Here is a 13,362-nt window from a genome sequence, read left to right on the forward strand (position 1 = left end):
GCTTTTCAAAAATCAACTATCCTTGGACACCCTCACCAGAAATATACTCGTCGCCCCGCTCAATTGGGGGCTCGGCCATGCAACCCGGTGCATCCCGATTGTCAGGGCGTTACAGCAGAACGGCTTTCAACCGGTCATCGCCTCAGACGGCAGCGCGCTGATGATGCTCAAAAAGGAATTTCCGGAACTGCTGTGCCTGGAGCTGCCTTCCTATGAAATCGAATATGCCAAAAACGGCAACCATTTCAAATGGAAGATGCTCAAGAATATGCCGACCATGATCGAGGCCGTGCTGGCGGAAAAGAAGATGGTGAAGCAGTGGGTGAAGCAATACAACCTTTACGGCATTATTTCGGACAACCGGCTCGGCGTATTCAGCAAAAAGGTCCCGTCGGTGTTTATCACGCACCAGCTCAATGTGCTGACGGGGAATACCTCGTGGCTCACCAGCAAACTGCACCAGGCAGCCATCAAGAAATTTACCGAATGCTGGGTGCCGGATTTTCAGAAAAGTCCGAACCTGAGCGGAAAGTTAGGCCATCTGGACCATCCCGATTTCCGGATCAGGTATATCGGTGCGTTAAGCCGCCTCAAGAAACTCGCCATCCCTAAAAAATACGACCTGATGGTGATCTTGTCGGGGCCCGAGCCACAGCGTACTTTCCTCGAGGAAAAACTATTTGACGAAGTACAGCGCTTCGAGGGGAAGGTGGTTTTCATTAAAGGGAAAATCGAAGCTGAGCAGAAGATCCTCGAATATGCCAACGTGACTTTTTACAATTTCATGACTTCCGAGGAATTGGAAAAAACGTTTAACGAAAGCGAAATTGTCCTGTGCAGGTCAGGATATACGACGATTATGGACCTTTCGTTCCTGTCGAAAAAAGCGTTCTTTATCCCGACGCCGGGGCAATACGAACAGGAATATCTTGCAAGGAAACTTAAAAAAGAAGGTTTGGTGCCCTATGCCAAGCAAAATGATTTCAGGATTGAAAACATCGCCGAAGCCGATCTGTACCGTGGCCTTAAACCGTTCGAAAACAAAACGAGCTGGAAACAGTTATTCGGACTTTTCGAGCGTGAATGAAAATTCTGAACCCACTCCATACTGGCTTTCGATGTAAATATTCTCGTCATGTGCCTCGATGATGTGCTTAACGATAGACAATCCCAGTCCGGAACCACCCTCAGCGCGGGCACCGCTTTTATCGACGCGGTAAAAACGCTCAAAGAGGCGCGGGATGTGCTGTTTTTCTATGCCTTCACCGTTGTCGTTGACCCGTACGATGATTTTGTTGTTGACCAGGTCTTCAATACCTACTTCGACCGAACCATCCTGCCTGCCGTATTTGATGGCGTTCACGATCAGGTTCATCAGCACCTGCTGTATCTTTTCCCGGTCAGCGATGACCTTTACCGGTTTTAAATATTTGTTATCGAATGAGAGGATGATGTTTTTCTTTTCGGCTTTCATCTCGAGCAGGTCGAAGACATTCTGCACCACTTCGACGATATTGAATTCGGTCATATTGAGGTTCAGTGTACCCGACTCCAATTTGGTGATCATATCCAGATCCTGCACAATGAAAATGAGTCGTTCGACACCTTTCTCAGCACGCTGCAGGTATTTCTTCCGGATGCTTTTATCATCCATTGCACCGTCGAGCAGCGTAGAAAGATAGCCCTGGACGGTAAACAGCGGCGTCTTCAATTCGTGGGATACGTTTCCCAGAAATTCACGACGGTACTCTTCGCGCACTTTCAGGGTTTCGATCTCCATTTTCTTATCGGTCGCAAATTTCTTCACTTCGCGCGTCAAAGTCGCCATATCGGTGCTGATGGATTGTTTGCGGAAAGTGCTTGACTCCAGGAAAGACACGTCATCATAGATTTTTTTCACCCTTCGGTAAATGAAAACCTCGACACGATACTGGATGACGAAAAACGCAAACACATAAAGCGAAACAGCGAAAATCAGGCAGAATCCAACCAGTTCGCTGCGGTGCTTCGTGAAGTAGAAATACGCAAGTATTGCTGCAAATCCGGTGGCAAACAGCGTGACGTACAGCGCCGATTTGACGGCGAATTTGTATGTTTTCTTAAAGTTGAGGCTCATTTTTGAAGAGGCAAAGCACCAAAGTTACAAAGTTTGGCAGCAGGTACCGCGCTAGACCTCGAATTTGTATCCGACGCCTTTGATCGTCTTAAAGAAATCGTCGCCGATTTTCTCACGGAGCTTCCGGATGTGTACGTCGATGGTGCGCCCGCCGACGATAACCTCATTACCCCAGACCTTGTCCAGGATTTCCTCACGCTTGAATACCTTGCCGGGTTTTGAGGCTAAAAGATAAAAGAGCTCAAATTCCTTTCTTGGCAAAACGATTTCCAGGTCGTCCTTAATGATCTTGTATTCTTCACGGTTGATTTCGATGCCGCCTACATTCAGGGTTTCAGAATTGCGGTCTTCGTCCTTGAGCCGCCTCAGCAACGCTTTCACCTTACTGACCAAGAGTTTCGGCTTGATCGGTTTGGTGATGTAGTCATCGGCTCCGGCATCAAAGCCGGCCACCTGCGAATAATCCTCGCTGCGGGCCGTCAGGAATGTAATGATGGTGTGTGCGGTTTCAGGAGTCTTGCGGATCAGTTCGGTGGCTTCCATACCATCCATTTCGGGCATCATGACGTCCATAATAATGAGATGGGGCAGTTCTTTCCTGGCTTTGGCGACAGCCTCCCTGCCATTGACAGCAGTGATAATCTGGTAGCCTTCCTGAGCGAGGTTGTAGCCTACGATTTCGAGTATATCTGCCTCATCATCAACCAACAAAATCTTAATGTCCTTTTTTTTCATACTGAAAATTGTGCGATTTGCGATTGTAAATGTAAATATAAAACAAAACGAAATGATGTATTTACGGTTATTTAATCTCTTAACATTTTGATAATACGGCAGCAACAGAAACGTAACAACGGATTAACGCAAAATTTACATCACAGGAGTTCCTTTGCAGAAAATTTAAAAACCCTGAGATGAGAATCAGCCATTTGATTATTACACTGTTTTTTTGCCTGACGGCCTTCGCACAAAACAAAGGCACTGTATCCGGCACTATCACTGATAAGGATATGAATAATGAAACCCTGCCGTTTGCGAGCGTCACGCTCAAGGGGACTTCGATCGGGTCGAGCACCGATATGGATGGGAAATACACGCTCACGGCTCCCGAAGGCAGCTACACGATGCTGATCAGCTTTGTAGGCTATGAGAGCCAGGAAGTCGCCGTGACCGTTAAGGCCAATGAAAACGTCGTGGTGGACAGGGCGCTTGGCAGCGGCAGCGTCAAACTGGAAGATGTAGTGGTCACCCAAAACATCAACCGTGAGAAGGAGGCCGTCTTATTGCTCGAACAGAAAAATGCCACAGTCATCAAGCAAAGCATCGGCGCGCAGGAATTGTCCAGGAAAGGCGTAAGCGATGTGGAAGAGGGCCTGACTAAAATCACCGGGATTACAAAAGTAGGTTCACGCGGGCTTTTCGTGCGCGGACTGGAAGACCGTTACAATAATCTATTGGTAAACGGATTGGCGGTTCCTTCGAACAATCCGTTCAGGAAGATTATTCCTTTGGATTTATTCCCGACGGACATCGTAAGCGCCATCGACGTCTATAAGACTTTCAATGCGGATATCTATGGCGACTTTTCGGGAGGCACCTTCAATATCGGCACTTCTAAAGGTGGTAAAAGCGTTACAAAACTCAGCATCGGTTTTGGATATACTACCGATAACAACCTGTCGGATTTCAGTATCGACGCCGACGCGGCTACATTTAAGGGTTATCTCGGTTTGACCGGAAAAGACCGCATGATGCCGGGTATCTTTGGCTCAAAGCCTACGAATCCGACGCTTTCGGGAGAACAATCGTTAGCAGCCTTCAAGACGGGCTTTAACGTGGAAAGTAAGAAGAGCCCTTTAAATAACAGCATCGGGATTTTACACGGCGAGAAATTTACCCTGAAGAATGATGCCAAGATATCGTACCTCCTCTCGCTGAATTTCGACAACAGCTACAAAGTACGCGAAGGGGTTGACCGGACTGTGACCGGAGGTGATAATACAGACATCACTTACTTCAATAATTTCAGGAAAACATCGTACCAATATGACACGAACACGTCAATGCTTTTGGGCACAAATTACAAGACTGACGCATGGGACCTGTCGCTGAACCTGTTCTACCTCAGGAATACTAAAAACGCGATCGAGGACCAGCTGGGGGTTTCGGAAGCTAAGATTGAAAACCAGAATTTCCTAATCAGGACAAACCAGTTGGACCAGTCCGATTATTTTACAGGACAGTTTACCGGTAAATATTTCCTGACCAAGGACAAGAACCAAAGCCTGAAAGGCGGCGTATCTTTCTCGAAAACATCTTACCAGCAACCGGACCGCAAATTTTTCGGCGGCTCGAAAGAAGGGGACAATATCCTGGTCTCTTACGGAGGCAATAACTTCCTGCGCCAGTACCTCGATATCGATGGCACGTATTATGTATCGGGTATGGCAGAATATGCGCTGAAGTTTGGCAGCGGGGAAGACAAGAACCAGCTGTTTACTTTTGGCTATAACGGAAATGCAAGCGCCGCAGAAACCTCTTACCGCTTCGTTGGAACCAGTGCCGGCCCGCAGATTGACGTGCCGCTGAACACGCCCGACGCGCAGATTGAAACAGATCTTACCGCGGGAACGTTCAATTTCAGGGAACAGTCGAACGGACAATACCAGACCAAACTGATGGACAATACCAATGCGGCTTATGCCAACATCATTTATCATTTCAATGAAAAATGGGAAATCAATGCCGGTGTCCGCGGCGAATTTGCGAGCAGGGAAACAAAATACCGCGAGAATGACTCCTTTGACAAGCCGTTCAAGAAAGAACCTTTCGAGAAATTTTATGTGCTGCCTTCGTTAAATGTGAAATACGGCTTGTCTGACAGGGCAAACCTTCGTTTTGCAAGTGGCATTACATATACGAAACCGGTTCAGATCGAGGCACTCGGAATTACATACATCAACGCCGACGGCACCTCTGTAAGCGGAAACCCGTTTCTGGTGAACAGCGACAACTTCAATGCCGACCTTAAATATGAATTTTTTCCAAGCAATAAGGAAATCATTGCAATCGGCGTATTTGGCAAAAAGATAAAGAATGCGATCGAGCGGAATTTCCAGGCCAATGCCGGTGGTTATATTACGACATTCTTCAATACCGGAGACGCTACGCTGTATGGTGCAGAACTCGAATTGCTGTTTGATTTCGGCAGGTTTACCGAAAGCCTTTCTGATTTGTCACTGGGTTTCAACACCTCGCTGATGCAGACGGAAGTGGACACCAATCCGTTTGTAATCAATAGTAACGGAGATAAGATTGCGGCCAGGGAAACGCATCCGCAAAGGGAATTGCAGGGCGCTTCGAAATGGCTGATCAATTCTGACCTGAAGTACCAGTTCAATCTGGGCAAGGAATGGAGCAATACGATATCGGCAGTGTATTCGATTTTCGGCAAGCGGATTTTCAGTGTGGGCAGCATCCCTTTCGACCACATTTATGAACTGCCTGTGAGCAAGCTGGATGTGGTTTGGACAAGCAAACTTTCAGAGCATCTCGATTTTAAATTCTCCGCAGACAACATCCTTAACCCGGATGTACGCTTTGAACTGGGTGAAAATAATATGACTGATTTTACCGAAGATTCACGTGTGCTACAGAATTACAAGCGCGGCGTCGGATTCTCACTCGGTTTTTCTTACACTTTCTAAAAAGAATTTGATTTAGTTGAATAAAGAGGCTGCTTTCGGGCGGCCTTTTTTTATGGATTGCAGCGCGCCGTGCTTAACATTCACTTAATGATAAGCTTGATTTAGGATAACCTTATTATAACAATGCGGTAACTCCTTTGCGAACACGCTGAAATACATTTGTGGCATAAAATTTAAAATTAAACAACAACATGAAAAAATTAGTTTTTAGCCTTGCAATTATCGCATCAATCTTCACAGGATGCAGCAGTGATGACGAGAGTGCTCCGGAACCGGTAGTAGGGGAAATCACCGGTACGATTTCAGCAAACACCGTTTTTGCTTATGGAAATTACACGTTGAAGGGAATTGTAAAAATCGCTTCCGGTGTAACGGTAACGTTCGATGCAGGATCTACAATTACGGCAAATAAGACAACCGGTGACAATGCGTTGGTGGTATTAAACGGTGGAAAATTGATCATCAATGGTACTGCGTCGCAACCGGTAGTATTCACGGAGGCTTCTAAAGTTCCGGGATCATGGGGTGGCATTATCATGTACGGTGACGCACCGATCAAGGCGGTCGGAGGTGCTGTAACAGCAACTTCTGAAGATGGAAACAACCAGACTTACGGTGGTACGAACCCAGCCCACAATGGTGGTTCACTAAACTATGTAAGGGTAGAATATGCCGGCGCCAAATTGGCTGACGGTACTAAGGAAAACAATGCGTTCACGTTCTACTCTGTAGGATCAGGAACAACTTTAGACCACCTGGTGGCTTACAAAGGCGCTGACGACGGTTACGAATTTTTCGGTGGAACGGTAAGCGCTACAAACCTGGTTTCTTATGGAAACTACGACGATTCATTTGACTGGCAGGATGGATGGCAAGGCCAGAACAACTCCAACTGGTATGCTTACCAGGAAGTAAAAGGAAACTTCGGTATGGAAATCGAAGCGTCTAACAACAACAACACTTTCTTCCCTAAAGTAACTAATGTAACTTTGAAGAGAGCTGCAAACACCGTTCCTGAAGTAGCCGGAACTATCGAAATCGATGCTTTCCAGTTCAAGAAGCAAGGAAATGGGGATTTCAGCAATGTAGTGATTGAAGGTTATGGAAACTACACTGAAGGGGCAACTGTTTACCAGGGTGCTGCAGTGAAAATCCAGGATGTGGCTACAAACACTGACCAGGTGTTGAACTCAAGGATAAAAATAACCAACGCAAAAATCTCAGGAACTACTCAAACGAACCCTGTAGGTGCTACGGTTGACCTGATTGTCGCTTTCCCGGCAAATACTTTCACTACCTCTACAACGGCTACCGGTGCTTCACTGACTGCAGGAAACTGGGCCATGGTAGGTACGACAAACCTGTTGCAATAAGCTGCGGGATCCGTCCGGTAACTATACAGAAAAACACTTCTCTTTCGGGAAGTGTTTTTTATTTCGCAGGAATTGTTAAATATTTCCTGTTTTTAAGATTCAAGTGTTTCGCAGATGTATTTTTTTTATACTTTTACCCCATAAAACAACCCCAAATGCAAAGAAATTACTTTTTTATGTTACTGCTTTTGTGTTGCTTATCCTTTGCCGGAGCCTCCGCGCAGGAAAGCAAGCCGCAGCCTGCTGTTACTGAAGGGTTGAATTTCTACCCTAATCCGGTAAGCAACGGTAAGATTTATATTACTTCTAAAAACACGCTGGAAAAGGACATCGCAATTTTTGATGTGCTTGGCAAAAAAGTATTCCAGCAAACCACCACAAGCAAAGAGGTAAATATCTCTACACTTTCCCCTGGTGTTTACATCATTAAAATCAAAGAAGGTGACGCGACGGCCACCAGAAAACTGATTGTCAAGTAATTGTTGTTTGCAACATTCCCATTTTTTGTTATAAATTAACCATTCTTTTACACGATTTGTTTAAAACAAAACAAATTTGTGTTTATCTTTGCCGCGTAAAAACTTAATTAAAAATTAGAAAATGAAAAAACTTTACACCTTGTTATTCGTAGCGGCGAGTTCTTTGTCTTTCGGACAATTGCTGACTGACGATTTTAACTATGCTGATGCAGCGCTCCTGACAGACAACGGATGGGCCAATTTCAGCGGTAACACAAACGCCATCGACGTTGGTGCCTCAAACGGATTATCTTACGCAGGTTACTCAGGCGTCAGCGGAATCACAGGTTCTCCTGAGGGCAATGCTGCATTGCTTGACAACAACGGCGAAGATGTAAAAAGAGATTTCACTGCTGTAACCAGCGGAACAGTGTACTACTCAGTATTGGTTAACGTAACAGCTGCATCGGAAGGTTATTTCATGCACTTGTCAAACGGAACCGGAGCCAGCTTTACAGCGAGGCTGTTCGTAAGGAATTCGGCAACCGCTGGTAAAATAAACTTTGGTATCGCAAACGGCTCTACCGCTTCATACGGTACGACTGACTACGATTTGGGTACCACTTACCTGCTGATCGTTAAATGCGAGGTGGCTACTGCAGGAACTTCAAGCCTTTGGGTTGAAACTTCAGGTGTTCCTGCTACAGAAGGCGACGCCGGTGCTGCCGAAGCTACTTCAACAGGTGGCGGACAGGCTTCTGTAATGTCTATCCACTTAAGGCAATTCAACGTATCACAAAACATTACTATCGACGGACTTTACATCGATTCAGGATGGTTCGGTAATACGCCTCCACCAGTTTGTCCATTGGCTTTGGGAACAGTCACTAAAGTATGTGATGCGATCACTTCAGGCACAGATACTTACACAGTAACTATCCCTTTCACAGGCGGTGCTACAGGTGCTTACTCCCTTAACAGTGATTCAGGAACCATCGGAGGTGATGATCCAAACACGATGGCTTCAGGAAATATCGTCATTACAGGTATTTCAGAAGGTACTGCTATCGTTTTCACTGCTGAAGGTGGTGATTGCAACCTGACTGTGAATGTAACTTCACCTGACTGTGCTCCTGCTCCTGCAGGCGTGACATTGCCTTACACTAACAATTTCGCTTACCCTGCCGGTGCTGCACTGTCAACACAGCAAGACTGGACAGTTCAAAGCGGTACAACAGACGAAATCCTGGTTGCTGCCGGAAACCTCGACTACACAGGCATCGCTTCTGTAGGAAATTCAATTGCTTTTGACGGTACCGGTATCGATAATGCAGTGACTTTCGACACGCAAAATTCAGGAACTGTATATTACTCTTTCCTGTTGAATGTAGCTTCAATGACTGGTGTAACCGATGCTAACGGAGGTTACTTTGCAGGTTTGGGTTCAAGCAACACGAGCTTCGGTGCTACTTTGTGGACAAAAGCTGTGGATGATACCAATTACAACTTAGGCCTTGAAGTGAGGACTGCAAACGCAGCAAATACCAGCTGGTCCGGAAACTACGCTACAGGTGAGACATTATTCGTGGTAGTAGGATACACATTTGGCGACGCCGCTACAGCATCTGACGATACTGCTTCTTTGTGGATTAACCCGGCTGTTGGTGGTGCTCAGACTGCTGCAACGGTTTCAGACAGCCACACTGGTGCTGACCTTGCGTCAATCAACAGGTTTTTCTTCAGGCAGGATAGCGCCACTGAAACACCAGCGTTAAACATCGATGCTTTGAGGATTGGTACAACATGGGAGTCTGTAACAGAATCTAACCTTGGCGTAAAAGACAACAACATCGCAGGTTTGAAAGTATATCCAAACCCGGTATCTAACGGTACTTTCTTCATCGAAACTGCTGCTAACGCTGAAAAAGCGGTTGTAGTTTATGATGTCTTGGGCAAGCAGGTGGTAAACACTACAACCACTACAAATGCTGTAAACGTTTCTAAACTTACTGCCGGTGTTTACATCGTAAAAATCACAGAAGCTGGTAATACGGCTACAAGGAAAATGGTGATCAAATAATCATTTCCCATATCATTTTAAAAAGCGCTCTTAGGGGCGCTTTTTTTATTTACTACTTTTGCAAAAAAAATACTTTGGTCAACCCTTCCGACATATTTACCATTTCGTCCCAGAAGCAATTTGAAAAAACCGCGCTGAAGGTGTTCCGTTACCAATACGAAAACAATGGGGTGTACCGCCAATTTTGCGATTTACTGAACGTCAATCCACAAGACGTCAAATCGTTAACCCGGATACCGTTCCTGCCGATACAGTTCTTCAAGACGCACGATGTGGTCTCCACTAGCGATCCGATACAGGAAACCTTCACCAGCAGCGGAACAACCGGTATGGCGACAAGCCGACACCTCATCACCGATATAAGCCTGTATGAAACCAGCTACCGCAATGCATTCAAGGCATTTTACGGCAACATCGAAGACTATGTGATCTTAGCATTGCTTCCCTCCTACCTCGAGCGCGAAGGCTCGTCACTCATTTACATGGTCGAGGATCTTATCCAACGGACAAACAATCCCGACAGCGGCTTCTATCTCTTCAATCATGAGCAGCTTATCGACAAACTCGCCAGGCTTGAATCAGGGCAACAAACTACAATCCTCATCGGTGTGACTTATGGCTTATTGGATTTGCTGGAAAAACAGTCGTTCAGCCTCAACAACACCATTATTATGGAAACCGGCGGGATGAAAGGCAGGCGCAAGGAGATGATCCGCGAGGAATTGCATAAAGTGCTTTGTGACGGTTTCGGCGTGCGTGCCATCCACTCGGAATATGGCATGACAGAACTGCTGTCGCAAGCGTACTCGCTGGGTAATGGAATTTTCGAATGCCCGCCGTGGATGCAGGTCATGATCCGCGATACCGAAGACGCGCTAACGTATGTCGGAAACGGAAAGACCGGCGGCATCAATATTATTGATCTGGCCAATATCAATTCCTGTTCGTTTATTGCGACACAGGATCTGGGAAAAAAATACCCCAACAGTTCTTTCGAAGTGCTGGGGCGTTTTGATCATTCAGACATCCGCGGATGCAACCTGATGGTGTTGTAATTTATTTTTTAATGAATTTTGTCGTTTCAGTTCCCTGATCGGTGTAGATGCGCAGCAAATACATTCCTGATGCCAGTCCCGAAAGATTGAGCACGGCATGATGGGCCTGCGGCTGATCATCATCCAGAATAATTTTCCCGGCAACATCCAGCACCGACAAACCTGTAATGCTGTGGTTGCCATTCATCGTTATTCCAATATTATCATTGGCCGGATTTGGATATACGACGAAATCCATTGTGGCGGGATCATCAAGGCCAAGCTGCGACACGAACTCCGTTTGACAGGTATTGGTCACAATCGCCGGATTGAAATCAAAGTAAATTGAGGCCGTATTTGGGATAATATCACCCAGTGCAAAGCCGGCTTTCGGTTTTACTTTGAAAGTCACATAACCATGTCCCAGCATGCCGTCCCCGTCAGACGGAGGCAGATCAATATCATTAAAATGCCACGTAAGCTCGTTCTGGCTGCGCTCGAGCACATAGGGCGCGGAAGCCGAAACCATCTTTACTGAACCCTCGTCAAGCATGGCGTCAAGTGTATCGGTGATTATGACATTTTCCGCATTGGCCGTCCCCGTATTTTCAAAACGGATGGTATAGGTCAGGTAGTCGTCTGCCGAAAAATCGGAAAACACGATTTTCCCGGCGTGCTTTTCCGTCTTATCATTGGGATCATAAGACCCCACGACAGTCTGCATCACGAAATCCGAATTGTTGCCGGGTAACACATCATTCTCAGCAATGGCGGCATTGACGGAGTTTGTCAGCACCTGCCCCAGTTCCACTGAAGGAATCGGCGGCACCTGCATCGTCACCGACAGGTATCTGGTTTCAAGGGGCAGCAGGTTGATAAACGTATAGTTAAAACCTGCCGGAAAAACGTCCGCACTTACGTCAGACACGGCGACAACCGTTGCTATGTCCTCCGTATTAAACGAAATGGTGCCCGATGTAATCGTCTGGTTGCCATTATTGGTAAATACCACTAGGTTATCATATGTAAATCCGGGCCTGGGCGGAAGTCCAAATTGCTGCAGGCTCACGCTCAGGTCATAGATTGCGCCCGCGGTAGTCAGCGGGAAGTTGTAGGTAACAGCTTCAGTTCCCGGTGTGATGTTCTCGAAAGAAGCTGTCGCGAGCGTGTACAATCCGGCGTATTGCGGATCGATTTCGAAATACACGTCATATGAGTCTTCGGGCAAACCGTAAATCACAGCCGCGCCCGAATACGGATACAGGTACTGCGATACACCGGAATCATTTTTCACATAACGGAACTGTCCCAATGAAAAACCTGATTCCCCTTCGTCCTGAATGCTGTTGGCATTGCTGTCCAGGAAAGCATTGAGCCTGATGGTGTTGGATTGGGCAAACACAAACGTGGTAATATATGAAGTCGAAACAATCGGCTCACCCTGAATACCATACCCCTCGGCGGCCGATGTGAAATCAATAGCCCCATTATCAATATCCTGTTGTGTGAGCACATACGCCGTCGTAATCGATCCGGATTGACCCGGCAGAAGAAGCCCGGGACCTGCCAGCGCAACCTGGCTGTTATTTCCGGAAAATAGCGTCACTAAAATGTCGTGCAGTGTCACGGACCCGTTATTGATAATAAACTCGTTGATGACAAGGGTTTCGCCAGCTTCAGCAATTCCATTATTGTTACTGTCAATGAATGACACTTCGGTGATCAGCGACATTTCGGCGGATTGGCTGAGCAAGGTGATTGTGGGGTCGTCATCGCCGTTTTCACTATCTCCATCGTCGGACACGTCCGTCACCTGGAGGCCTCCGGGGCTGAAACCAACCACAGAAGCAGAATTGACGACCATTCCCGCGTCAAGGTCAGCCTGCGTGATCTCATGGTCTGCCATGGCAGTACCGGTTTGTCCGGGCGACAGGGTATAAGGGAAAACCGGGAGGCCAACGCTCCCAGTCAATGCATCCATTATGCCAACCTGGCTGACGGGCGTATTACCCGTATTGGTTACGTAAAACGTATAGGTGATGGTATCGCCTAAGCCGCCGTTCCCATTGACCGAACCGAACTTGAGCAGGCGCAACTGTGACACCTGCTGCTCCAGCAAAATCACTGTGGCATCGTCACTGCCATCTGTCGGATCTCCATTGTCAGAGAGGTCCTGGATACCGTTTCCTGAAGCCGTTGTACCATAAATTACGGCCGTGGTGACCACCATCCCCATATCGATATGGGCCTGTGTCAGGATCAGGTTCGAATTAAACGATGTGGTTTGTCCGGCCGCCAACGATCCGATATTGAGGTCATTCATCCCAAGCAGTTCGTTGTTGAGCAACAGCGAATTGATGCTTTCATCCCCATTGTTGGAAATCGTAAAGGTGTATGCAATATTGTCTCCCGGATTCAAAATACCGTCCTGGTTTGAATCAAGGTAAAGGCCCGTCAGGACCAGCTCAAGGGAAGCGCTCACGGCTTTACCGCGCGCGAACATGCCGTTAAAACTAAAAACGGCACAGGCGAACAGCAATAGGATCGAGGTGTAATGTTTCTTCATAAATGTAAAATTATCGGTTAAATGTAAG

The 13,362-nt window shown here is 46.8% G+C and carries 9 protein-coding genes; 6 read left to right on the top strand and 3 right to left on the bottom strand.

Annotated features, from left to right (window positions below; all coding sequences use genetic code 11):
* Positions 1-22: 22 nt before the first annotated feature.
* Positions 23-1,087 (top strand): glycosyltransferase, encoded by a 1,065-nt coding sequence (locus HYN48_RS02055; protein WP_108369551.1) that lies wholly within the window; start codon positions 23-25, stop codon positions 1,085-1,087.
* Here the strand turns inward: HYN48_RS02055 and HYN48_RS02060 are convergent.
* Positions 1,061-2,116, bottom strand: a complete 1,056-nt coding sequence (locus HYN48_RS02060; RefSeq protein WP_108369552.1) for a sensor histidine kinase — start codon at positions 2,114-2,116, stop codon at positions 1,061-1,063. The two genes, HYN48_RS02055 and HYN48_RS02060, sit on opposite strands and share 27 nt — an antisense overlap.
* A 51-nt stretch (positions 2,117-2,167) precedes the next feature.
* Complete coding sequence (locus HYN48_RS02065) at positions 2,168-2,851, bottom strand: response regulator transcription factor (protein ID WP_108369553.1); 684 nt, start codon at positions 2,849-2,851, stop codon at positions 2,168-2,170.
* A 179-nt stretch (positions 2,852-3,030) separates the two neighbouring features.
* On the opposite strand from HYN48_RS02065, the gene HYN48_RS02070 reads away from it, so the two are divergent.
* The 5 genes from HYN48_RS02070 (at position 3,031) to HYN48_RS02090 (ending at position 10,789) form a co-directional block, all read left to right on the top strand.
* Positions 3,031-5,823 carry a TonB-dependent receptor gene (locus tag HYN48_RS02070; RefSeq protein WP_108369554.1) on the top strand — a complete coding sequence of 931 codons (2,793 nt, stop codon included), beginning with the start codon at positions 3,031-3,033 and terminating at the stop codon, positions 5,821-5,823.
* A gap of 191 nt (positions 5,824-6,014) precedes the next feature.
* A complete protein-coding gene (locus HYN48_RS02075) occupies positions 6,015-7,196 on the top strand; it encodes a hypothetical protein (RefSeq protein WP_108369555.1) in 1,182 nt (393 codons plus the stop codon).
* Positions 7,197-7,351: 155 nt separating this feature from the next.
* Positions 7,352-7,675 (top strand): T9SS type A sorting domain-containing protein, encoded by a 324-nt coding sequence (locus HYN48_RS02080; RefSeq protein WP_108369556.1) that lies wholly within the window; start codon positions 7,352-7,354, stop codon positions 7,673-7,675.
* Positions 7,676-7,796: 121 nt separating this feature from the next.
* A complete protein-coding gene (locus HYN48_RS02085; RefSeq protein WP_108369557.1) occupies positions 7,797-9,734 on the top strand; it encodes a T9SS type A sorting domain-containing protein in 1,938 nt (645 codons plus the stop codon).
* Positions 9,735-9,808: 74 nt separating this feature from the next.
* The gene (locus HYN48_RS02090; RefSeq protein WP_108369558.1) at positions 9,809-10,789 is read left to right on the top strand and encodes a LuxE/PaaK family acyltransferase; all 981 of its coding nucleotides are present in this window, start codon (positions 9,809-9,811) and stop codon (positions 10,787-10,789) included.
* A 1-nt stretch (position 10,790) separates the two neighbouring features.
* Here the strand turns inward: HYN48_RS02090 and HYN48_RS02095 are convergent, their stop codons facing one another.
* The gene (locus tag HYN48_RS02095) at positions 10,791-13,334 is read right to left on the bottom strand and encodes a DUF7619 domain-containing protein (RefSeq protein ID WP_108369559.1); all 2,544 of its coding nucleotides are present in this window, start codon (positions 13,332-13,334) and stop codon (positions 10,791-10,793) included.
* Between the last annotated feature and the right edge of the window lie 28 nt (positions 13,335-13,362).

Origin of the sequence: Flavobacterium magnum (assembly GCF_003055625.1) — a bacterium.
Lineage (GTDB): Bacteria > Bacteroidota > Bacteroidia > Flavobacteriales > Flavobacteriaceae > Flavobacterium > Flavobacterium magnum.